This is a genomic window from Bradyrhizobium sp. S3.12.5 (genome assembly GCF_040548225.1).
GTDB lineage: Bacteria > Pseudomonadota > Alphaproteobacteria > Rhizobiales > Xanthobacteraceae > Bradyrhizobium > Bradyrhizobium cytisi.
On the sequence record NZ_JBEPRF010000002.1, the window covers coordinates 421,047 to 441,951 of the forward strand.

Here is a 20,905-nt window from a genome sequence, read left to right on the forward strand (position 1 = left end):
TAGCATGATGAGGACAATAGTTATCGCGGCGAGCGTGCTCACCGCATCGACGGTCGTCGCGTCGGCGGCGACGCTCGACACGGTCAAGAGCCGCGGCACGCTGGTGTGCGGCGTCAGCGCGGGCTTTGCCGGTTTCTCGGCGCCGGACTCGCAAGGCAATTACAAGGGCCTCGACGTCGACTATTGCCGCGCGCTCGCGGCCGGCGTGCTCGGTGATGCCAACAAGGTGCGTTACGTCTCGCTGACCGCGCAGAACCGCTTCACCGCGCTGCAATCGGGCGAGATCGACGTGCTCTACCGCAACTCCACGCAGACATACTTGCGCGGCGTCACGCTGGGCCTGCGGCAGGGACCGATCAACTTCTACGACGGCCAGGGTTTTGTCGTGAAGAAGGACCTCGGCGTGAAAGAGCTGAAGGACCTCAAGGGCGCCACCGTTTGCGTCGCGCAGGGCACGACCCATGAGGTCACGCTTGGCGATTACGGCCGCGCCAACGGCATCGACTGGAAGCCGCTGGTGTTCGACCGCGTCGACACCATGTACCAGACCTTCTTCGGCGGCCGCTGCGATGCCATGACCCAGGACGCCTCCGCGCTTGCCGGTGCCGTGACGACCGCGGCGCCGAACCCGGCCGACTACGTCGTGCTGCCGCAGACCATCAGCAAGGAGCCGCTCGGGCCCTTTACCCGCAATGGCGACGAGGTCTGGAGCGACATCATCACCTGGCTGCATTACGGCCTGATCGAGGCTGAGGAGCTCGGCGTCACCCAGGCCAATGTCGACGAGATGACGAAGTCGCAGACCCCCGCGATCCAGCGGCTGCTCGGCTCCTCGGGCGATCTCGGCTCGCGGCTTGGTCTCGACAACAAATGGCTGGTCACCGCGATCAAGGCCACCGGCAATTACGGCGAGATCTATGAGCGCAATGTCGGCAAGGCGAGCCCGCTCAAGCTCGAGCGCGGCCTCAACGGCCTCTGGAGCAAGGGCGGCTTGATGTACGCGGTGCCGTTCAAGTAAGGAGTCCACCTCTCCCCGCCCTTGCGGGGAGAGGTCGGATTGCGGAGCAATCCGGGTGAGGGGCCGCCTCCTCGAGTCCGTTTCTCACCTATCGTGCGGACAGCGCCCCTCACCCCGACCCTCTCCCCGTAAGAACGGGGAGAGGGAGAAGAAGCACCGAGCCTCATGCGCATCGCCCTGATCCACGCCCTCAAGCACTCCATCGCCCCGATCGAGGCGGCGTTCGCGCAGGCGTGGCCGGAGGCGCGGCTGATGAACCTGCTCGACGACAGCCTCTCGGCGGATCTGGCGCGCGACGGCAAGCTCAACGATGCCATGACCGAGCGTTTTCTTGCGCTCGGCGATTATGCGGCAGCGACCGGGGCAAACGCGATCCTGTTCACCTGCTCGGCCTTCGGCCCCTGCATTGAGGCCGTCGCGCGCGCGCATGCGCCGATGCCGGTGCTCAAGCCGAACGAAGCCATGATCGAACGGGCCGTGACGATGGGCAAGAAGATCGGCCTGCTCTCGACCTTCCCGCCAACGCTGGTCTCGATGCCGCCGGAGTTTCCGACCTCCATCCAGATCGTGCCAAAGCTTGCCGACGGCGCGCTTGCCGCACTCGACCGCGGCGACCGTGCCACGCATGACCGGCTGATCATCGAGGCGTCAAAGGATTTGCGCGACTGCGACGTCATCGCGCTGGCGCAGTTCAGCATCGCGGCAACCGCACCGCTCGTCGCGGAGGCTACGGGCCGCCCGGTCGTGACGACACCGGATAGCGCGGTCGAAAAGTTGATGCGGCTGCTGAAAACGAAGGCTTAAGCGCCCGCCTTCTTGCGACGCTGCGCGTCCTTGATCGCAACCGCGAGCGCGGCCTTCGTCTCGTTCACAAAGTCCTCGACCAGTTCCTCGCGCGTGGCATGTGCGGCCTCGCCGGTGAACAGACCCTGCTCGGCCAGCATCACCACGCCGTGCAGCGCGGCCCAGATCTTGAGTGCTTGCCGCTCGCGCAGATAGCCAATTGCTGGCGCTTCCAGCGCCTCGATCACAAGTGCAAAGGTCTCGCGCGTAGCCTCGTGCAGCTCGCTGCCCTTGGCTGCGCAAGACACCGTGCGCGAGGCAAACATCAACCGGTAGATGCCGTTGCGGTGTAGGCCGAAATCGAGCGTCGCCTGCGCCAGCCGCGACAGCTTTGATTGCTTCGACGGCTTGGCCATTGCCTCACGCAGAATCGCGCTGAGCTGCCGGAACGCCTCCGCCGTCGCCGCGGCAAGCAGCGCCTCTCGGTCAGCAAAATGACGGTACGGCGCCGGTTGCGAAACACCGAGCTGCTTTGCCAGCGCCTTGATGCTGATCGCTTCCGCCCCGCCCTGCTCGGCCTCGCGCAGCGCGGCCTTAATCAGGGCGTCGCGGAGATCGCCATGGTGGTAGTTATTGTGCGGCTTGCGGGCAAGTTGTGAACGCATGTTGCGCCGAGCCTATAAGTTTGCGCTTGACAGGGGAAGCCTGTCGCGAATGTAATAGACTATAACTTAAAGCCAGCGGCAAATGCCGCGGATAAAAATCTACATGAGGAACGCGCGCCACCTTCCGGCCGCGCGCATACGACCGAGGAAGCCGCAATGACAGAGCGACTGAGGGTTCGCGTCGATCCCGACAAATGCCAGGGCCACGCGCGGTGCAAGGCACTCGCGCCAGAGCTGTTCGAACTCGACGAATACGGCAATGCCCATGAGGCCGGAGACGGCACGGTTCCACCGGGCCTTGAGGACAAGGCCTGGCTTGCCAAATCCAACTGCCCGGAAACCGCGATCGATGTGATCGAGGAGTAGCGCGGCGCCTGCCCGCGCGCGCTTTGCGTGCCTTCAGCGAACACGAGCCCCAAGGGATATTCAAGGGATTTCCTGCCATGTCCGACGTCAGCCAGCCCGCCGCCCATCCGCCCGTGACCGACTGGGTCAATGACTTCGACCACACCGATCCGCAATGGACCGACGATCCCTTCCCGATCTGGGAAGAGCTGCGCGCCGCGAGCCCGGTCGTGCATACCGGGCGCTTCCTCGGCTGCTACATGCCGACGACCTATGAGGCGGTGCGCGAAATCGCCAACGACACCGAACATTTTTCGTCACGCCGCATCATCGTCCGCGACGTACGGCCCGAGGTCGCCAGGAACGCGGCCCCGCCGATCACTTCGGATCCGCCCGTGCACAAGCCGGCCAAGCAATTGCTGCTACCGCCCTTCACGCCGGATGCGATGAAGAAGCTGGAGCCGCGGATGCGCGCAATCTGCAACGAGCTGATCGACGGGTTCATTGCCGACGGCAAGGTCGATGCCGCAGCGCAGTACAGCAAATACATTCCGGTTCAGGCCATCGCGCACATGCTCGGCATTCCCGAGTCTGACAGCGATCTCTTCATCAACTGGATCCACATGATCCTGGAGCTCGGCATCAAGGACGAGAACAGATTGCTCCAGGCGGTGCAGGAGATGAGCGCCTATTTCAGGACGCATATCGAGGAGCGGAGGTCGAAGCCGACCAACGATCTCATCTCCTATTTGATGAATGCCAAGGACAAGGAAGGCCAGCCGCTGGAGGAGTCGCACGTGCTGGGCTCTCTGCGGCTGCTCCTGATTGCCGGCATCGATACCACCTGGAGCGCGATCGGCTCCTCGCTCTGGCATCTCGCCCGGACGCCGGCCGATCGCGAGCGGCTGATCGCCGAGCCCGGGTTGATCCCGATCGCCGTAGAGGAACTGCTCCGTGCCTATTCGCCGGTGACCATGGCTCGTGAGGTCGTCAAGGAGACCACGGTCTCGGGCTGCCCGGTCAAGACGGGCAACATGGTGCTGCTGTCCTTCCCGGCCGCCAACCGGGACCCAAAAATGTTTCCGGACGCTGACAAGGTCGTGATCGACCGGCGGGAAAACCGCCATGCCGCCTTCGGCCTCGGCATCCATCGCTGCGTCGGTTCCAATTTGGCGCGGATGGAGATGCAGGTCGCGCTCGAGGAATGGCTGAAGCGGATTCCGGACTTCCGGCTCGACCCAGCCGGCACCGTGACCTGGTCGCAGGGCACGGTACGAGGCCCCCGCCAGTTGCCATTTCTGCTTGGAAAGGCGATGTAGGCTCCCAACACATGATTTCTGGGAGGCCGGACGTGACAGAGCAAGCAATCAAACCGGGCTCCGACCACATTGACATCGCCGACGCAGAGCGCCGGATCAAGGCGATCTTGATCGGCTCGATCGGCAATCTCGTCGAGTGGTACGACTTCTACGCCTACACGGCGTTCGCGCTCTATTTTGCCCCGGCCTTCTTCCCGGGCAGCGATCCCGTTGTCCAGCAATTGAACGTCGCCGTGGTGTTCGCGGCAACCTTCCTGATGCGGCCGCTGGGCGGCTGGCTGTTCGGCTACATCGCCGACCATTTCGGGCGGCGGATCTCGCTGACGCTGTCGGTCGTCTTCATGTGCTTCGGCTCGCTGATCATCGCGATGACGCCGACCTATGCTACGATCGGCCTTGCCGCCCCGGTGATCCTGGCGCTGGCCCGCGTGATCGAGGGTCTGAGCCTCGGCGGCGAATATGGCGCCAGCGCCACGTACCTGAGCGAAGTCGCCGATCCCAGGCATCGCGGCTTTTATTCGAGCTTTCAATATGTCACGCTGATCGGCGGCCAGCTCACCGCGATCATCGTGCTACTGCTGCTGCAAAAGGTCTTCCTGACGCCCGACGAGCTGAAGGCCTGGGGCTGGCGGATTCCGTTCGCGATCGGCGCGGCGCTCGCGATTTTTGCCGCAGTGATGCGGCGCAATCTGCAAGAGACCGAGGCGTTCGAGGAAGCCAAGAAGGTGGTGAAGCCGACCGGCTCGATCACCAATTTGCTGCGGTATCCGCGCGAGCTGCTACTCGTGGTCGGCCTCACTGCCGGCGGCACCGCGGCGTTCTACACTTTCACCACCTACATGCAGACCTTCGTGAAGCTCTCGGTCGGCTTGACCGAAGACCAGACCACCTTCGTGATCTTCGGCACGCTGATCTTCGCGACCATCCTGCAGCCGATCTATGGTGCGATCTCCGACAAGATCGGCCGCAAGCCGCTGTTGATCTTCTTCGGCGTCGCCGGCACGCTCGCCACCGTGCCGCTGCTGATGACGCTGAAAGAGACCAAGTCGCCATTCGTGGCGTTCATCCTGATCTGCGCCGCCTGGCTGTTCGTCGCCGGCTACACCTCGATCAACGCGGTGGTGAAGGCCGAGCTGTTCCCGACCAACGTCCGCGCGCTCGGCGTCGGCCTGCCCTACGCGATCACGGTCTCGATCTTCGGCGGCACGGCGCCGGCGATCGCGCTCTATTTCAAGAGCATCGGGCACGAGGAATGGTTCTACTATTATCTCGCCGGCGTCATTTTCCTGTCGCTCATCATCTATTCCACCATGCGCGACACCAAGCATGCCTCTGCGATGCACCGCCACGAGTAGCTCATGGCCGACCAGACGCCATACGACAGCAAGCTGACGCGCACCAAGGAGAAATGGGCGCGCGAGGGCCGCTTTCTCACGGGTAAGGTTACGCGCTCCGAGGATCAGCGCCTGCCGCCCGGCCAGCATCTGACGAAAGACTGGCCGGTGCTCGACCTTGGCGTCCTGCCGCCGGTCTCGCGCGATCGCTGGCGGCTCGACGTCTACGGCGCGATCGAGAATCCCGTGTTCTGGACTTTTGCGGAGCTCGCCGCGCAAAAGCAGGACCAGTTCACCTCCGACATCCATTGCGTGACGACCTGGTCGCGTTACGACAATGAGTGGGAAGGGCTCGCAACGCGCGAGCTGCTGGCAGCCTGCCAGCCGCGCGACGATGCACGTTTCGTCGTGCTGCATTCCTATGACGGGTACACCACCAACCTCGCGCTCGAAGACTTTGCCGCCGAGGACGCGCTGCTCGCCCATAGCTGGTCGGGCCAGCCGCTGTCGGACGAGCATGGCGGCCCGGTGCGGCTGGTCGTGCCGCATCTCTATTTCTGGAAGAGCGCAAAGTGGCTCCAGGCTATCGAATTCCTGACCGACGACGCGCCGGGCTTTTGGGAGGTCCGCGGCTATCATAACCGCGGCGATCCCTGGGCCGAGCAGCGCTATTCGGCCGACTAGGCTCAAGCAAGAACGGGGGAAGCCCATGACGACGGAACGCTTTCAATTCACCGGCGAAGGCGGCCATCAACTCGCCGCCGCGCTGGAGCTCCCTGACGGCGAGCCCGTAGCTTACGCACTGTTTGCCCACTGCTTCACCTGCGGCAAGGACACGCTGGCGGCCAAGCGCATCTCGGTCGCCCTCGCCGCCAAAGGCATCGCAGTGCTGCGCTTCGACTTCACCGGGCTCGGCTCCAGCGAAGGCGAGTTTGCCAATTCGACGTTCTCCTCCAATGTCGCCGATCTCGTGCATGCCGCCGATCATCTGCGTGCGACCCGCAAGGCGCCGTCGATCCTGGTCGGGCACAGTCTCGGCGGCGCGGCGATTCTGGCGGCCGCCGGAAAGATTCCGGAGGCCAAGGCGGTCGCGACCATCGCGGCGCCGTCCGATCCTGCTCACGTCACCGGTCTCTTTAGAGAGCATCTCGACAATATCCGCGCGCAGGGTGAGGTCGAGGTTTCTCTCGCGGGCCGCCCGTTCCGGATCAAGCGCGAATTTCTCGACGACATCGTCGAACACGAGCTGATGAAGGACGTCACCGGCCTGCACAAGGCGCTGCTGGTGATGCATTCGCCGGTCGACGACACCGTAAGCATCGACAACGCAACCAAGATCTTCGTCGCGGCCAGGCATCCCAAGAGCTTCGTCTCGCTCGACCATGCCGACCATCTCCTGACCAAGCCGGCCGACGCGCTCTATGCGGCCGATGTGATCGCTGCCTGGGCGAGCCGATATGTCGACACGGCAAAGCCCGCGAAAGCGATGGACCTCCCTGAGGAACCGCGGAAGGTCGTGGTCCGGGAGACCCGCAAGAGCAAGTTCAACCAGATCATCACAGTCGGACCGCATCATCTGGTAGCGGACGAGCCGGTGGCGGCTGGGGGTGAAGATGCAGGTCCCGGGCCCTATGATTTCCTTCTCGCCGGTCTCGGTGCCTGCACCTCCATGACCATGCGCCTCTATGCCGACCGCAAGTCGCTGCCGCTCGACCGCGTCACCGTCACGCTGAAGCATTCAAAAATCTATGCCAAGGACTGCGCGGAGTGCGAGACGCGCGACGGCATGCTCGACCAGATCGAGCGCGATATCGCAATCGACGGCGCGCTCGACGCTGAGCAGCGCAAGAAGCTGATGGAGATCGCCGACAAGTGCCCGGTGCACCGGACGCTGACCTCGGAGATCCGTATCGTCACGAAGGCGGTTGACTAGCGCGACTGCCTAGAAACATGACGCCATCGTTCGCACCGCTGCGCTGATCTCGCTCTCGCGCCAGGCCGCAAAGCCGAGCAACAGGCCATTATCGCGCGGCTTGCCCAGCGCCAGGCTGGACAGGGCGCGCGTTTCAACGCCTGCCTTGACGAGCCGCTTCACCGCCGCCTGATCGGCACGACCGCGCTTGAGGCGGGCGACGAGCTGGATGCCGCCCGATGGCACCTCGACCAAGAGCACCTCACCGAGATTGCGCTCCAGCCCCTCGACGAGGTGATCGCGGCGCGCGTGATAGAGCCGGCGCATCCGACGCAGATGCGCCAGGAAATGCCCATCAGCGATGAACTCGGCGAGCGCTTCCTGGATATGACTGGACGCGATCAAGCCGATATGCCGCTGCGCGATCTCGAATGTGCTGACCAGCGCCGGCGGCACGACGAGATAGCCGAGCCGGATATCCGACGTCATCGCCTTTGAGAACGTGCCGACATAAAACACGCGGCCATGGGCGTCGAGCCCCTGCAAGGCCGGCACCGGCCGGCTGTCATAGTGGAATTCACCGTCATAATCGTCCTCGACGATCCAGGTGTTGCCGGGCCTGCTTGACCTGAGAAACTTGGTGCGGCGGGCCAGCGACATCAGCCGTCCGGTCGGGTGCTGGTGCGACGGCGTCATGAAAACGAGTTTGGGCACGGCCATTCCCGGCATCGGCTGCATGCCCTGCTCATCCAGCCCAATGCCGGTCACGCGCGCGCCAGAGGCGCGGAAAGCCGCCGCGGCGCCGGGATAGCCGGGATCCTCGACCCAGACGTCGTCGCCCGGGCTAACGAGCGCAGCCGCTATCAAGGTCAACGCAGCCTGTGCGCTTGGCAGGATCATGATCTGGTCGGCCGTGGCACGAACGCCTCTGCTGGTCGCGAGATAATGCGCCAGCGCCTCGCGCAGGCGCGCTCGGTTGAGCGGACCAAGCTCGCGCTTGGCGGCGCGCACGGCGCTGCGGCGCAGGCAGCGCGCCCACACCTCGTTCGGAAACTCCCTGAAATCGCCATGCCCCGGCCGCAACGGCTTGAGCGGAGCCTGATAGGACATCGGCCAGTCCGTCTGCTTGAGCTGCGAAGCCCAAGGCGAGAGCTGCGGCCTGGCGGAGCGAACGCGCGAAGCGGCGGCGCCAGCTCCTTCGACGGGCTCAGCACCATCGACCGTCACTACAGGACGACGTCCGTGCGACGCCTGGAGATATCCCTCGGCGGCGAGCTGCTCGAACGCATAGGTGACAGTGTTGCGCGAGACGCCGAGATCGCTCGCAAGCCGGCGGCTTGACGGCAGCGCGCGGCCTTTGGCGAGGCGGCCGGTCGCGATCAGGCTCCGGAGTTGGCTGGTCAGCTGGGCCACCAGCCCCTCTTCCTCGGTCCGGCTCAGGTCGATCAGACCGGAGATCATGCTTTCTGAAACTGGCACTTTATTCCTTTCAGATCTGGCACTTTTTCAGGTGCCAGCCGGGATGCTATCTCACAGACCGCACTGCTTCAAGGATTCTGCGATGAACTCTTCCCTCTCTCCCCGCACGGCAATCGGGCTGTTCCTCATCGTCGTGCTGGCCTGGGGCGTGAACTGGTCGATCACGAAGCAGCTCGTGCAATTCCTTCCGCCGCTCTGGACGTCGGCGATCCGGAGCTGGATCGCGCTGGCTGGGTTGTTCGTGATCCTGGGACTGAGCAACAATCTTGTGATCCCGGAGCGGCGCGACATTCCTGTGGTCTTGAGCGTGGCGCTGCTGCACATGACGGTGTTCTCGGTCCTGGTTGCGGCTGGTGTGCGCTTCCTGCCCGCGAGCAAGGCCGTCGTGCTCGGCTACACCACGCCGCTCTGGGTTGCGATTGCAGCACCCTTGCTGGGGGAAGATACGCTGACGGCGCCAAAGCTCGCGGGCGCCCTGCTCGGACTGATCGGGCTAGCCGTGATCCTGAACCCGGCATCGATCGATTGGACCAACACAAACGTCGTGCTTGGTGCCGGCATGGTGATCCTGGCCGCGATCTCCTGGGCCGCGAACATCATCTATATCCGCGCGCATCGCTGGATCGGCTCCCCGCTCCAGCTCCTGATCTGGCAGGTGCTCGTGGCAACCATCGTGCTCACAGGGTCGGCGCTGATCACGGACGGCCTGCCGCATGCGGAGTGGTCGTGGAGGCTCGTGCTGCTGTTCCTGTACTCCGGCCTGATCGGGACAGCGCTGGCCTATTGGGCGATGTCGATGGTCAACAAGAGTATCTCCGCCTTGACGACCTCGCTCGGCACCACCGGGACGCCGCTCGTCGGTATCGCCAGTGCGGCCGTCCTGCTGGGTGAGCCAATCGACATCAGTCTGGCCGTTGCGGCCGGACTGATCGTGGCCGGCATTGGCCTTGCGACGCTGGGCGACCGGCTGCTGCGCCGTCAGGCCACCGCGAGCGGCTGAACGCGCAAGCTTCCGCGCAGGCCCGCCGTCGTGCCGAGCAGGATGCCGGCAACCGCAATGAACGAGCCCAGTGCGAGCGTCGATATGCCCGTGAGCCCCTGCCCGATCGAGCAGCCAAAAGCCATCACGCCGCCGATCCCCATCAGCGCGGCGCCGCCGGCCGAGCGCAGCATGTGGCGCGGCGAGGAATAACCTTCGAGATGGAAGCGGCCCGTGGTGAGCGCAGTGACCAGACTGCCGGCAAAGACGCCGGCAACGGTCGCGATGCCGAAGTTCGGTGTCAGGCCCGTCGAGAGCATCGCGTATTGCAGGCTATCGGCGATCGGCGCGACGAAGGTGAGCGAGGTCACCGGGACGGGATTGAAGTCGTCGGCGCCGAGATAGCCGGTGACGTACCAGCCAGCGGCGACGAGAAGGCCTACGATGATGCCCGCCGCGATCTGACCCGGCGAGCGGCGAAACGCCGGATGGGCAAAGGCAAACAGGACCAGCGCTACGACGATCGCGGCAGCGCAGAGTACGCGAGAAAGAGCTTCACCAAGACCAAGCGTCGTCAACAGCGTGGGCAGCGAATTGGCTCCGGCGGTGGTTTGGGAAGCCTGAACCAGCGCAATGCGCGCTGGCGCGATCAAACCTTTGAGCGTCATCTGCGCGGCAATGGCGAGCACGATCACGACGACGAAGGAGCGGAGATTGCCGCCGCCGAGCAGCACCAGCGCGCGCGAGCCGCAGCCGTTCGACAGCACCATGCCGTAGCCGAACAGCAGGCCGCCGAGGAACAGCACCGGTACCGAAAAGGTCGGCTGCAGGTAGATCGACTTGCCGAGATCGACCATGCCTTCGCCGGCGAGGAATTGGCTCATGGCAATCGCGACCGCGATCGCCAACGCATAGCTGCGCACCAGCCGCCCGTCTCCCGCCGCCAGCCATCCGCGCATGCTGCTCATCAGGCAGAAACCGCTGAGCAGGCCGACGGCACCATAGACCAGGCCGATGACGAGGCCGGCGATGATGACGAGTTGGGCGGGCGAGTCCATGATTACGGCTTCAGGATCACGCGATCACGCGAGGAGCCGGCGACCGCAACGTAGGCTTCCTTCGCGCGCTCGAGCGGATAGATCGCATTCGCGTTGATTGGGAACGGCCTCAGGTGGCCGCCCGCAAAGCCCGGACCGAGATCGTGCAGCACGGCGCCCGTTGCGGCCGACGACAGGCCGAGCGTGTCGATGCCGACATAGGTGTGCTGTCCCCGGTAGAATTCGAGGATGTTGAACTGCACGATCCGGTCGATCGCGGCGATCAGGATCTGGCGGCCGCGCAGCGCGAGCGACTTGTGCGCGGCCTGGAAATAGGGATCGCCGACGGTGTTGAAGACGATGTCGGCGCCGTTGCCGCCGGTCAATTCGCGCACGCGTGTGGCGGCATCGACGGCGGAAGCGTCGATGACCTCGATCGGCGCATTGCTGTGGCCTTCATAGGCTTCCGCCTTGCGCACCACGCCGACGACGCGCGCACCCTGCCAGGTCGCGATCTGCACCGCGGCCTGACCGACCTTGCCGTTAACGCCGAACACCAGAACCGTCTCGCCGCTCTTCGGCACGCCCGCGCGGCGAAAGCCTTCCATCGCGGTGACGAAGGGCACGCCGATGCCGGCGGCCTCCTCCCACGATACGCTCTTCGGCTTCTCCACGACCGCGTCAGCTTCGACCACGAGATGGCTCGCGTGCGTACCGTCGCGGCGGATGCCGAGATCACCCGAGGAGCCGAACACCTCGCGGCCGATCGTGCCGGCCGGCCCGTCGATCACCACGCCGGCGTAGTCTCGGCCGGGCGTACGCGGGAACACGGCATAGGGCATCAGCCCGGTGGCAGCCTTGACGTCGGACGGATTGACGGCGGCGGCCTTCACCTCGATCAGGAGATCGTTCGGGCCGCACGTCAGCATACGGCGCTCGACGCTGGGTGCAATCGCGGCGGCGTTTTCGGCCTTGGCATCGAGGCGGACGCAACGCGCCTCGACGGTTCTGGTATCGGCTGGCGACATAGGAAAGACCCGCGATTTCTCGCGGGCCTTGTCGCCTTTGGGGGCGGTCAAGTCAATCCTTCGGCCGCTTGTCGTAAAGGCGCTTGGCCTTGCCGAGCGAGCGCTCCAGCGTGGCCGGCGCGACGATCTGCACTTTGGAGCTGACGCCGATGGTGTTCTTGATATGGGTCGAGATCCGATCTGCTTGGTCGATGAGGCCTTGTCCATCCCAGCTTTCGGGGCGCGCCTCGGCGATGATGGTCAGTTCGTCCATCCGGCCTTCGCGGGTCAATTCGAGGATAAAGTGACCGCCGCACCAGTCGGTGGCGAGCAGCACCTCCTCGATCTGGGTCGGGAACAGATTGACACCGCGCAGGATGATCATGTCGTCCGAGCGGCCCGTCACCTTTTCCATCCGCCGCATGCCTGGCCGCGCCGTGCCTGGCAACAGCCGCGTCAGATCGCGCGTGCGATAGCGGATCACCGGAAAGGCTTCCTTGGTCAGCGAGGTGAACACAAGTTCGCCCTTCTCGCCATCCGGCAGCACCGCGCCGGTCAAGGGATCAATCACCTCGGGATAGAAATGGTCCTCCCAGATGTGAAGGCCGTCCTTGGTCTCGATGCATTCCTGCGCGACGCCGGGGCCAATCACCTCGGACAGGCCATAGATGTCGGTCGCATCCATGTCGAAGGCGTCCTCGATCTCGCCGCGCATGGCGTTGGTCCACGGCTCGGCACCGAAGATGCCGACCTTGAGCGAACATTGGCGCGGGTCGAGCTTCTGCCGCTTGAACTCGTCCAGGATCGCCAGCATGTAGCTCGGCGTCACCGTGATGATGTCAGGCCGGAAGTCGTTGATCAGTTGCACCTGCCGCTCGGTCATGCCGCCCGAGATCGGCACCACGGTGCAGCCGAGCTTTTCGGCACCGTAATGCACACCAAGACCTCCGGTGAAAAGACCATAGCCATAGGCGTTGTGGATGATCATGCCGGTGCGACCGCCGGCCGCCCGGATCGAGCGCGCCACCACCTCCGACCAGGTCTCGATGTCGCGTCGGGTGTAGCCGACGACGATCGGTTTGCCTGTCGTGCCGGAGGACGCATGCACGCGCACCAGTTGTTCACGCGGCACGGCGAACATGTTGAAGGGATAGCTGTCGCGGAGATCCGTCTTCACCGTGAACGGAAACTTTGCGAGATCAGGAAGCTCGCAAAAATCGGACGGATGCACGCCAGCCTTATCAAAAGCCTTGCGATAATGCGCGACGTTGTCATAGGCGTGCTTCAGCGACCAGACCAGCCGCTGCTTCTGCAACGCCATGATCTCGTCGCGTGACGCGCGCTCCTGCGCGTCCAACTCGGCCCTATAGACGTGGCCGCCTTCCTTCAGCTTCGTCGAAGCCATTTTCGTTTCCCCACATTGATTTGTTCTCTTTATTGATTTCTTACTGTTCTTGCGCCGGCAACCACGTGCCGGGAATGACACGCGAATGCCCGCGGAATTCGGCTATGACGGTATCGCCGGTGGTGACACGCACGTCATAGATGCCGGAGCGGCCGCCGCGGGTGACCTCTTTTGCTTTCGCAACGAGCCGATCGCCGAGCTTGCCCGGCTTGATGAAGGTGATCTGGCCTTGTGCAGCCACGACACGGTCATTATGCGAGTTGCAAGCAAAGGCGAAGGCGGAATCGGCGAGCGTGAAGATGAATCCGCCATGGGCGATGCGCTGACCGTTGACCATGTCCGGCCGCACCGTCATGGCGAGCGTCGCAAAGCCCGGGCCGACCTCGACGATCTCCATGCCGAGGCCCTTTGAGGCGTCGTCCTCCGCCCACATCGCATCGGCACAGGCCCGCGCGACATCCTCAGGCGACAAGGCGGCTTTGACGTTCACGCGCTTCTCCCGACGAAATGCTTGCTCATGATGTTCTGCTGGTTGGCCAACACTGTCAAACGTGGTCGTAGTCGACCACGACCCGCTCCGACGATGGCTTGGCCTGGCAAGTGAGAACAAAACCCGCCTTCAGCTCCCACGGCTCCAGTGAATAATTGGTGTCCATCGGCGCCTCGCCCTCCACCAGCTTCGCCCGGCAGGTCGAGCACATGCCGCCCTTGCAGGCGAAGGGAAGATCGACGCCCGCGCGCAGCGCAGCATCGAGAATCGCTTCGCCGTCAGCGACCGGCACGTCGCGGCGCTTGCCGTCGATGATCAGTGATGCGATCGCCTTCGGCGGCGCATCGGGAGCAACGATCTTCTTCGGTCGCGGCTTGCCGCCGAATTCGGAGACGAAGCGTTCGACATGGATGCGGTCGTCGGCGATGCCGAGATCGCGGCAGGTTGCCTCGATCTCCTCGCTCATGCCAAGGGGCCCGCAGACGAAGACGTGATCAACGCTCTCCGCCGGCACCAGCGAGCGTAGCAGCACCCTCACCTTGTCGCCGTCGAGCCGGCCATGCAGGATCGGGATATCCTGCTCCTCGCCCGAGATGACGTGAAAGATCGAGAGGCGGTCGATGAAGCGGTCCTTCAGCTCCTCCAGCGCCTCGAGGAACATGATGTTATCGGTCGCGCGGTTGCCATAGAACAGGAAGAAGCGGCTATTGGGCTCGCGCGCCAGCACGCCCTTCACGATCGACAGGATCGGCGTGATGCCGGAGCCGGCCGCGAAGCCGACATGGATGCGCCCAGCATCCGCCGGCGGGACCACGCCGAAGCGGCCGGTCGGGGTCATCACGTCGAGCTCGTCGCCACTCTTCAGCTCATCGGCCGCCCAGTTCGAAAACGCGCCGCCGTCGACCTTCTTCACGGCAATCCGGATCTCGCCGTCGTCAGGGCCGGAGCAGATGGAATAGGAGCGCCGCACCTCCTCCCCGTCGAGTGTGGTGCGGAGCGTGAGATACTGGCCGGGGGTAAAGGCGTAGTCGCCGGCGAGTTCACCGGGGATCGCGAAGGTCAGCGACACGGCGTCAGAGGCCTCGCGGCGGAGGTCGTTGACGGCCAGGCGATGGAAGCGCGGTGCGGCTGCGGACATGGTCAATGACACTTGAAATAATCAAAGGGTTCGCGGCAGGACTTGCAGCGCCAAAGCGCTTTGCAGGAGGTCGATCCGAATTCGGACAGCAGCTCCGTCTCCTGCGAGCCGCATTGCGGGCATGTGACGGCCTGCTCGCCGAACAGCGCGCGACGCGAGTGTGAGGATTGCGGCGGCGCGATGCCGTAGGCGTGCAGCTTGCGGCGTCCCTCTTCGCTCATCCAGTCGGTGGTCCAGGCCGGCGACAGCACGGTGCGCACTTTCGGCTGACGAAAGCCGGCGCGCTCCAACGCAAGCTCGATTTCGAGCGCGATCATGTTCATGGCCGGGCAACCCGAATAGGTCGGCGTGATCGCAACCTCGACGTGGTCGCCGTCGAGCACGACATCGCGCAGCACGCCGAGATCGGCGATGGTCAGCACCGGGATTTCCGGATCGACGACGTTTGCAGCAGCGTCCCAGGCGCGCCGGCGCAACTCGCTATCGTGCTCCAGCACCGTCACCATGTCTGCCCCGGAAACGTGCGCTGCATCGATTGCAGCTCGGACAGGAGATGACCGAGATGCTCGCCGTGCCGACCCGAACGGCCGCCCTGCTGCATCCAATCATTCTGCGGCAGCCGGAGCGTTGCTTCACCAACGACATCAGACAGCGTCGTCATCCAGCGGCCGCGCAAGGTGCCGGGATCGACGGCGATACCGGCATGAATCATCGCGCGCTCGCCGTCATCGACGGCAAACATCTCGCCCGTGAAGGCCCAGAGGTGATCGATCGCCGACTGCGCCCGTTGACGGCTCTCGTCGGTGCCGTCGCCGAGCCGGATGATCCATTCCGAGGCGTGACGCAGATGATAGGCGCTCTCCTTCTCCGACTTCGCTGCAATCGCCGCAAGCGTAGCGTCGCGCGAGGTCATCATGGCGCGCCAGTAGAGATCGGCGAAGGCCGAATAGAAGAACTGCCGCACCAGGGTCTGGGCGAAGTCACCATTGGGTTGCTCGACCAGCAGCAGATTGCGGTATTGCCTGACGTCGCGCAGATAAGCGAGCTTGTCCTCGTCGTTATCCTTGCCTTCGGTCTTGGCGGCATAGGTATAGAGCTCGCGCGCCTGGCCGATGAGGTCGAGCGCAATGTTGGAGAGCGCCATATCCTCTTCCATCATCGGCGCGTGCCCGCACCATTCCGACAGCCGGTGTCCGAGGATGAGCGCATCGTCGGCCCGGCGCAGTGCGTAGAGCACGAGCGGCGTTTCGGAGACCTGGATGTTGGCGGCGGGCATCACATGTGCCCCACTTCTTCCGGCACCTCGTAGAATGTCGGATGCCGGTAGATTTTGGACTCAGCTGGCTCGAACATCATGCCCTTCTCGGCGGGGTCGCTTGCGGTGATCGCGGTCGACGGCACCACCCAGATCGAAAGGCCCTCGCCGCGGCGGGTGTAGATATCGCGCGCAGCCTGCAGCGCCATCGTGGCATCGCTCGCATGCAGCGAGCCGACATGCTTGTGCGCGAGCCCGTTGCGGCTGCGAATGAAGACTTCCCACAGCGGCGTATTCGGCGTGGTCATTTTTGATCTCCCTATTCCGCAGCTTGCGCGGTCTGACGCTGCGCGCGCTTCGCCGCGTAGGCGGCAGCGGCCTCGCGCACCCAGGCGCCCTCGTCGTGCGACTTGCGGCGCGCGGCCATGCGGTCACGGTTGCAGGGGCCGTTGCCGGCGAGCACCTGCTTGAATTCGGTCCAGTCGATCTCGCTGTAGCGCCAGTGACCTTCCGCATCCTGAGTCATGCCGGGATCGGGGATGGTGAGGCCGAGATATTGCGCCTGCGGCACGGTGGCATCGACGAATTTCTGGCGCAGCTCGTCATTGGAGAAACGCTTGATCTTCCACTTCGTCGACGTGTCGCTGTGCTGGCTGGTGGCATCGGGCGGGCCAAACATCATCAGCACCGGCCACCACCAGCGGTTCAGCGCGTCCTGCGCCATCGCCTTCTGCTCGTCCGAGCCGCGGCACAGCGTCAGCATGATCTCGTAACCCTGGCGCTGATGGAACGACTCCTCCTTGCAGACGCGGATCATCGCGCGCGCATAGGGGCCATAGGAGCAGCGGCACAGCGGGATCTGGTTCATGATCGCGGCGCCATCGACCAGCCAGCCGATGGTGCCGATGTCGGCCCAGGACAGCGTCGGATAGTTGAAGATCGAGGAATATTTGGCCTTGCCCGAGAGCATCGCGTCGACCAGCTCTTCGCGCGAGGTTCCGAGCGTCTCGGCGGCGGCGTAGAGATAGAGCCCGTGGCCGCATTCGTCCTGCACTTTGGCAAGTAACGCCGCCTTGCGCCGCAGCGTCGGCGCGCGCGTGATCCAGTTGCCTTCGGGCAGCATGCCGACGATTTCGGAATGGGCGTGCTGGGAGATCTGGCGGGTGAGCGTCTTGCGATAGGCCGCCGGCATCCAGTCATTCGGCTCGATGCGCTCTTCGGCATCGATGCGGGCCTGGAACTGCGCGGCCTTGGCCGCGTCCTCAAGACCGCGATCATCGGTGTCGGCCGTGTTCAGCGCCTGGGTATACATGCGCATCCTCCCGTTTGGTTGGGAGGAAATATATAACAAAAATTATCTCATGCAAGATATTTCTGTAACATATAGGTCAAGCCTCGAACCTCCGTTCCAGCAGCTTTCTCGCCGGCGGCAGCGCCCCCTTCTCGTTGGTTCCATGCCTATCAAGCCATTGCTCGGACGGCGCCAGCAGCGCGCGATAGATCTCGCCGCAAAGTTCGCGGGCAGTCCTGCCCGGCCAATCCGCCGGCAGCAGGCTCTCAGGCAGCAGCGGATCGCGCAGCACGACGCGGCGGTAGTAGTGGATCAGCAGGATGCGCGCGGTGAAGGCATCGGCCTCGGAGAGGTCCGCGCCGCGCGCAAGCGCGGCGCGCAGCGGCTCGAACGTCTTCATGAATTTCAGATAGGCGTCGGCGGTGCGCTCCAGCGGCCAGCTCGCGCCGAGCAGGCGACGCCCGCTGTCATCCTCAGCCGAAACTTCGAGCCGGATGGCACCGGCAGCTTCCTCCGGCACCGGAACACCCGACGGAGCGACCCAGACGCCCGGCAGCGGGCTACCGAAGCCGGCATTGCGCAAGGCTTCGCGCGAGGCGTCGCGGTCCTCACCATTGCCGATCAGCAGCAGCTCGAAGCGGCCGGTCCAGTCCGACGGTGGCGGATCGTAGATGTGGCGCGTCGCGGCCTCGAACGTTTCTCGGCCCTTCTCGGCAAGTCGATAAAAGCTGTTGCGGCCGACCTTTTCGCGCGTCAGCCAGCCATCGGCAGCGAGCCGCGACATCGCGGTGCGCACAACGCCGGCATCGATGTCCAGGCTCTCGAAGAACGCCAGCAGCGTGCCGAGCCACACCGAACCGCCGCGCGGCACGATGGCATCGCCGAACATGGTGATGACGATGGAGCCGGTGCGCGACGGCTCGCGCTTGAGCTGGTCGATGATGCGAGAGAGCGGATGCGCCATGCGCGAGGCATAGCGCGTTTGGTGCGGGCGCGACAATGGACAGACGCGACGATCTTGCTGCTCGCTCTTCCCGTTCTTACCGGGAGAGGCGAAGAAACTACCTGTGCGGATCGGGATAAACCAGGCTGCGCCAGCCGCTGCGATCAAAAGGCTGCCACTGGCCTTCCTTCTGCGCGAGACGGTCGGCGACCGCGTAGACAACGGCTGGATGGTGACCCATGCCGCAATGGCTGCTTTCGACCTCGATGCTCTCGGTCTGCGCGCCCGACTTCTCCATGCAGCCTTGCCAGGCGCAGACGCCGTCGGTACGGCTGAAGATCGCGCTGGTCGGCACCGGCGGCGGGACGGCGAGCTCGCCACCGAACTCTGGATCGACATCATCGGCCTTGCGGCCGCTCGCCCATTCGTAGACACGCCAGGCATTGGTCGAACGGTGATCGCCGGCAAAGGGGCTGCCGAGCGTGATCACCTGGCGCACGCGCTCGGGCATCATCTTGGCGAGCTGGCGTGCATAGAGGCCGCCGAGGCTCCAGCCGACCAGGCTGATCTTTCGGACGTGCTTGTCGCTGAGCTCCTCGACCAGATCGACCATCGCGTGCTGCACGCCCTCGCGCAGGCCGTAATTGCGGCCCTGGCGCCAACCGCTCACCGCGTAGCCCTTGCTGGTCAGAAAGGTGCGCAGCGCCCGCGTTGATGCGTCGGAGGCCACGAGGCCCGGCAACACCAGCACCGGATGCCCATCCCCGTGCGGCGCGAGGCTCAGCAGCGGCAGCGCCCCGAGGAATGCGCCGAACTCGTGGATCGCGCGCCCTTCCAGAAACATCAGGGTACGGGATGGCGGACGCAGCGTCTGGGCAGTAGCGGTCATCAATGGATCCCCTGGGCAAGAATTCCTGGAAAGCTTGCCGGGCGCGATGCCGGCAATGGGCATGAATTCCAATACGCCGGCTTCTTGAACGTTCCGCAGCGCAACATGAATCAGCTAGGCGGCCGGTTCCCGACATTCAAGCCGGTGCAGCACTGCGCCACAATAGGCCCAGGCGTTAATGCTAAGGGCCGTGACGCAAAAGTCACAACCATCGGAGCAGGAATTCTACGGAGTAGAGGACGAGACCGGCGAGCCCGCCGATCAGCGAGCCGTTGAAGCGGATGTATTGCAGGTCGCGGCCGATGTTGATCTCGATCAGCGAAATCAGCTGCGCCATATTCCATGATTTCACCTGATCTGAGATGAAGGTCGAGACGCCGCTCTTCTGGTCAGCGACGAAGCTGCGCAGCACCGTCACCAGCCCCTTGTTGATCTCGCCACGCAACTCGGCGTCGCCGGCGAGCGCATCGCCCGCCGAAACGAACATTCCGGCGAGATGATGCTGCAGCACCTGCGTCTCGCCGGACGCACTGCGCTCGATGAAGGATCGCGTGTTAGCCCAGACGGTGCGGGCGAGATCGGCAAGCTCGGGCCGCGCCAACAGATCGCGCTTCAAGCCGTCGATACGATCGATATAGGCCTGATCGGTGCCGAGCCGGTCAACGAAGCTCAGCACCATGCGGTCGAACTCGCCGCGGAACGGATGCTTGGGATCGCTGCGCACCTCATTGAAGAAGGCAGTGGCGGACGCCACGATCTTGTTCACCAGAAACTTGTCGGCGCGATAGAGCCTGAGCAAGGTCGGCAATTCCGCGCGCACCTTCTCGCGGATCATCGCCATCGTCTCTTTCTGGTTCAGCGTCTCGTGCATCACGCGGAGGAGATCGTCGAACAGGATCTGGTGCCGCCCCTCCGCGACGAAGCCGCGCAGCGTTCCGGCAGCGAGCGGCGCAAGGTCGATCGCCTGGAGCTGGGAGGACATGCGGCGGATGATGAAGGTCATCAGGCCCGAGCTTTCGGTTGTTGAGACCGCCTCCGGCAGCAGCCGCAGCGCGAAGCGCGCAAGGTCATTGCTGCGCTTGCGGTCGCGCAGCCAGTCGGCGACGAAAGAGCCGAAATCGATCTCCTGCAGCTTGGCCTCGACGGGACCTGCCTCGAGGAAATGCACCTGGATGAATTCGCCGAGCTTGTCGGCGATGCGGGCCTGGTTGCTCTGGATGATCGCGGTGTGCGGGATCGGCAGGCCGAGCGGCCGCTTGAACAGCGCGACCACAGCGTACCAATCGGCGAGCCCGCCGATGGTCGCAGCTTCCGCGAAGGCCGCGATGAAGCCGAACACGGGATGCACGGGCAGCAGCCATTTCGCGACAACGAACAGCAGAAGCGTCGAGGCCAGCACCAGCGTCGCCAGCGCCTTGACGCGGCGCAGCTCGGCCGCGCGTTCGGCATCGCCCGGAGTGTCGAAGGAAAAGGTGGCGGGTGAAGTCATCACTGCATCACCCTACCCGTCATTGGGAGCGAAGCGAAGATTCCATGGGGGGTGGATAGCGACCGAGTCTGGAGCCAGACTGGAGTTGCAAAACCACCCAACCTGGAGACACCGATGTTGCTCGATC

At 64.3% G+C, this 20,905-nt stretch carries 22 protein-coding genes; 8 read left to right on the forward strand and 14 right to left on the reverse strand.

Annotated elements, in window-relative coordinates; genetic code table 11:
• The first annotated feature begins 4 nt into the window (after positions 1 to 4).
• Both ABIC09_RS04005 and ABIC09_RS04010 read left to right on the forward strand, forming a co-directional pair.
• Positions 5 to 1,018, forward strand: a complete 1,014-nt coding sequence (locus tag ABIC09_RS04005) for an amino acid ABC transporter substrate-binding protein (protein WP_354108456.1) — start codon at positions 5 to 7, stop codon at positions 1,016 to 1,018.
• A gap of 165 nt (positions 1,019 to 1,183) precedes the next feature.
• Positions 1,184 to 1,822, forward strand: a complete 639-nt coding sequence (locus tag ABIC09_RS04010; protein WP_354108457.1) for an aspartate/glutamate racemase family protein — start codon at positions 1,184 to 1,186, stop codon at positions 1,820 to 1,822.
• On the opposite strand, the gene ABIC09_RS04015 is transcribed toward ABIC09_RS04010, so the two are convergent.
• Positions 1,819 to 2,466, reverse strand: a complete 648-nt coding sequence (locus ABIC09_RS04015) for a TetR/AcrR family transcriptional regulator (protein ID WP_354108458.1) — start codon at positions 2,464 to 2,466, stop codon at positions 1,819 to 1,821. The two genes, ABIC09_RS04010 and ABIC09_RS04015, sit on opposite strands and share 4 nt — an antisense overlap.
• A gap of 156 nt (positions 2,467 to 2,622) precedes the next feature.
• Here ABIC09_RS04015 and ABIC09_RS04020 point away from each other — a divergent pair, with 156 nt between their 5' ends.
• From ABIC09_RS04020 to ABIC09_RS04040, 5 genes are all read left to right on the forward strand, one after another.
• Positions 2,623 to 2,832 carry a ferredoxin gene (locus ABIC09_RS04020; protein WP_354084379.1) on the forward strand — a complete coding sequence of 70 codons (210 nt, stop codon included), beginning with the start codon at positions 2,623 to 2,625 and terminating at the stop codon, positions 2,830 to 2,832.
• A 77-nt stretch (positions 2,833 to 2,909) separates the two neighbouring features.
• Positions 2,910 to 4,130 carry a cytochrome P450 gene (locus ABIC09_RS04025; RefSeq protein ID WP_148748908.1) on the forward strand — a complete coding sequence of 407 codons (1,221 nt, stop codon included), beginning with the start codon at positions 2,910 to 2,912 and terminating at the stop codon, positions 4,128 to 4,130.
• Between the two features lie 32 nt (positions 4,131 to 4,162).
• Positions 4,163 to 5,485 carry an MFS transporter gene (locus ABIC09_RS04030; RefSeq protein ID WP_354108459.1) on the forward strand — a complete coding sequence of 441 codons (1,323 nt, stop codon included), beginning with the start codon at positions 4,163 to 4,165 and terminating at the stop codon, positions 5,483 to 5,485.
• A gap of 3 nt (positions 5,486 to 5,488) precedes the next feature.
• Positions 5,489 to 6,148: a sulfite oxidase-like oxidoreductase gene (locus tag ABIC09_RS04035; RefSeq protein WP_354084377.1), complete on the forward strand. Its 660-nt coding sequence runs from the start codon at positions 5,489 to 5,491 to the stop codon at positions 6,146 to 6,148.
• Between the two features lie 25 nt (positions 6,149 to 6,173).
• Entirely contained in the window at positions 6,174 to 7,397 is a 1,224-nt protein-coding gene (locus ABIC09_RS04040) for a bifunctional alpha/beta hydrolase/OsmC family protein (protein WP_354108460.1), read from the forward strand.
• Between the two features lie 9 nt (positions 7,398 to 7,406).
• On the opposite strand, the gene pdxR is transcribed toward ABIC09_RS04040, so the two are convergent.
• The gene (gene pdxR / locus ABIC09_RS04045; RefSeq protein ID WP_354108477.1) at positions 7,407 to 8,837 is read right to left on the reverse strand and encodes a MocR-like pyridoxine biosynthesis transcription factor PdxR; all 1,431 of its coding nucleotides are present in this window, start codon (positions 8,835 to 8,837) and stop codon (positions 7,407 to 7,409) included.
• 100 nt (positions 8,838 to 8,937) lie between these two features.
• Between pdxR and ABIC09_RS04050 the strand changes: the two genes are divergently transcribed.
• Positions 8,938 to 9,855 (forward strand): DMT family transporter, encoded by a 918-nt coding sequence (locus tag ABIC09_RS04050; protein ID WP_148748913.1) that lies wholly within the window; start codon positions 8,938 to 8,940, stop codon positions 9,853 to 9,855.
• On the opposite strand, the gene ABIC09_RS04055 is transcribed toward ABIC09_RS04050, so the two are convergent.
• From ABIC09_RS04055 to ABIC09_RS04110, 12 genes are all read right to left on the reverse strand, one after another.
• Complete coding sequence (locus ABIC09_RS04055) at positions 9,834 to 10,892, reverse strand: YeeE/YedE family protein (protein WP_148748914.1); 1,059 nt, start codon at positions 10,890 to 10,892, stop codon at positions 9,834 to 9,836. The two genes, ABIC09_RS04050 and ABIC09_RS04055, sit on opposite strands and share 22 nt — an antisense overlap.
• A gap of 2 nt (positions 10,893 to 10,894) precedes the next feature.
• Complete coding sequence (locus tag ABIC09_RS04060; RefSeq protein WP_148749021.1) at positions 10,895 to 11,899, reverse strand: quinone oxidoreductase family protein; 1,005 nt, start codon at positions 11,897 to 11,899, stop codon at positions 10,895 to 10,897.
• 52 nt (positions 11,900 to 11,951) lie between these two features.
• Positions 11,952 to 13,283: a phenylacetate--CoA ligase PaaK gene (gene paaK / locus ABIC09_RS04065; protein ID WP_354108461.1), complete on the reverse strand. Its 1,332-nt coding sequence runs from the start codon at positions 13,281 to 13,283 to the stop codon at positions 11,952 to 11,954.
• Between the two features lie 40 nt (positions 13,284 to 13,323).
• Positions 13,324 to 13,773 (reverse strand): hydroxyphenylacetyl-CoA thioesterase PaaI, encoded by a 450-nt coding sequence (paaI, locus tag ABIC09_RS04070; protein WP_354084372.1) that lies wholly within the window; start codon positions 13,771 to 13,773, stop codon positions 13,324 to 13,326.
• Positions 13,774 to 13,828: 55 nt separating this feature from the next.
• Positions 13,829 to 14,911, reverse strand: a complete 1,083-nt coding sequence (gene paaE, locus ABIC09_RS04075) for a 1,2-phenylacetyl-CoA epoxidase subunit PaaE (protein ID WP_354108462.1) — start codon at positions 14,909 to 14,911, stop codon at positions 13,829 to 13,831.
• Positions 14,912 to 14,913: 2 nt separating this feature from the next.
• Complete coding sequence (gene paaD, locus ABIC09_RS04080) at positions 14,914 to 15,417, reverse strand: 1,2-phenylacetyl-CoA epoxidase subunit PaaD (RefSeq protein WP_148748918.1); 504 nt, start codon at positions 15,415 to 15,417, stop codon at positions 14,914 to 14,916.
• Positions 15,411 to 16,187, reverse strand: a complete 777-nt coding sequence (gene paaC, locus ABIC09_RS04085; protein WP_354108463.1) for a 1,2-phenylacetyl-CoA epoxidase subunit PaaC — start codon at positions 16,185 to 16,187, stop codon at positions 15,411 to 15,413. Before paaC ends, paaD begins: the two co-directional genes overlap by 7 nt.
• Entirely contained in the window at positions 16,187 to 16,474 is a 288-nt protein-coding gene (gene paaB / locus ABIC09_RS04090) for a 1,2-phenylacetyl-CoA epoxidase subunit PaaB (RefSeq protein WP_092186062.1), read from the reverse strand. Before paaB ends, paaC begins: the two co-directional genes overlap by 1 nt.
• Positions 16,475 to 16,485: 11 nt before the next feature.
• Positions 16,486 to 17,478: a 1,2-phenylacetyl-CoA epoxidase subunit PaaA gene (paaA, locus tag ABIC09_RS04095; RefSeq protein WP_354084370.1), complete on the reverse strand. Its 993-nt coding sequence runs from the start codon at positions 17,476 to 17,478 to the stop codon at positions 16,486 to 16,488.
• Positions 17,479 to 17,554: 76 nt separating this feature from the next.
• The gene (paaX, locus tag ABIC09_RS04100) at positions 17,555 to 18,421 is read right to left on the reverse strand and encodes a phenylacetic acid degradation operon negative regulatory protein PaaX (RefSeq protein ID WP_354108464.1); all 867 of its coding nucleotides are present in this window, start codon (positions 18,419 to 18,421) and stop codon (positions 17,555 to 17,557) included.
• 97 nt (positions 18,422 to 18,518) lie between these two features.
• Positions 18,519 to 19,289 carry an esterase/lipase family protein gene (locus ABIC09_RS04105; protein ID WP_354108465.1) on the reverse strand — a complete coding sequence of 257 codons (771 nt, stop codon included), beginning with the start codon at positions 19,287 to 19,289 and terminating at the stop codon, positions 18,519 to 18,521.
• 202 nt (positions 19,290 to 19,491) lie between these two features.
• Entirely contained in the window at positions 19,492 to 20,778 is a 1,287-nt protein-coding gene (locus ABIC09_RS04110; protein WP_148748924.1) for a DUF445 domain-containing protein, read from the reverse strand.
• Between the last annotated feature and the right edge of the window lie 127 nt (positions 20,779 to 20,905).

Bases quoted from the DNA above. Each gene is read 5' to 3' on its own strand.
- ABIC09_RS04005 (WP_354108456.1), top strand. From the start codon at position 5: ATGATGAGGACAATAGTTATCGCGGCGAGCGTGCTCACCGCATCGACG.
- ABIC09_RS04010 (WP_354108457.1), top strand. From the start codon at position 1,184: ATGCGCATCGCCCTGATCCACGCCCTCAAGCACTCCATCGCCCCGATC.
- ABIC09_RS04015 (WP_354108458.1), bottom strand. From the start codon at position 2,466: ATGCGTTCACAACTTGCCCGCAAGCCGCACAATAACTACCACCATGGC.
- ABIC09_RS04020 (WP_354084379.1), top strand. From the start codon at position 2,623: ATGACAGAGCGACTGAGGGTTCGCGTCGATCCCGACAAATGCCAGGGC.
- ABIC09_RS04025 (WP_148748908.1), top strand. From the start codon at position 2,910: ATGTCCGACGTCAGCCAGCCCGCCGCCCATCCGCCCGTGACCGACTGG.
- ABIC09_RS04035 (WP_354084377.1), top strand. From the start codon at position 5,489: ATGGCCGACCAGACGCCATACGACAGCAAGCTGACGCGCACCAAGGAG.
- ABIC09_RS04040 (WP_354108460.1), top strand. From the start codon at position 6,174: ATGACGACGGAACGCTTTCAATTCACCGGCGAAGGCGGCCATCAACTC.
- pdxR (WP_354108477.1), bottom strand. From the start codon at position 8,837: ATGATCTCCGGTCTGATCGACCTGAGCCGGACCGAGGAAGAGGGGCTG.
- ABIC09_RS04050 (WP_148748913.1), top strand. From the start codon at position 8,938: ATGAACTCTTCCCTCTCTCCCCGCACGGCAATCGGGCTGTTCCTCATC.
- ABIC09_RS04055 (WP_148748914.1), bottom strand. From the start codon at position 10,892: ATGGACTCGCCCGCCCAACTCGTCATCATCGCCGGCCTCGTCATCGGC.
- ABIC09_RS04060 (WP_148749021.1), bottom strand. From the start codon at position 11,899: ATGTCGCCAGCCGATACCAGAACCGTCGAGGCGCGTTGCGTCCGCCTC.
- paaK (WP_354108461.1), bottom strand. From the start codon at position 13,283: ATGGCTTCGACGAAGCTGAAGGAAGGCGGCCACGTCTATAGGGCCGAG.
- paaE (WP_354108462.1), bottom strand. From the start codon at position 14,911: ATGTCCGCAGCCGCACCGCGCTTCCATCGCCTGGCCGTCAACGACCTC.
- paaD (WP_148748918.1), bottom strand. From the start codon at position 15,417: ATGGTGACGGTGCTGGAGCACGATAGCGAGTTGCGCCGGCGCGCCTGG.
- paaC (WP_354108463.1), bottom strand. From the start codon at position 16,187: ATGCCCGCCGCCAACATCCAGGTCTCCGAAACGCCGCTCGTGCTCTAC.
- paaB (WP_092186062.1), bottom strand. From the start codon at position 16,474: ATGACCACGCCGAATACGCCGCTGTGGGAAGTCTTCATTCGCAGCCGC.
- paaA (WP_354084370.1), bottom strand. From the start codon at position 17,478: ATGTATACCCAGGCGCTGAACACGGCCGACACCGATGATCGCGGTCTT.
- paaX (WP_354108464.1), bottom strand. From the start codon at position 18,421: ATGGCGCATCCGCTCTCTCGCATCATCGACCAGCTCAAGCGCGAGCCG.
- ABIC09_RS04105 (WP_354108465.1), bottom strand. From the start codon at position 19,289: ATGACCGCTACTGCCCAGACGCTGCGTCCGCCATCCCGTACCCTGATG.
- ABIC09_RS04110 (WP_148748924.1), bottom strand. From the start codon at position 20,778: ATGACTTCACCCGCCACCTTTTCCTTCGACACTCCGGGCGATGCCGAA.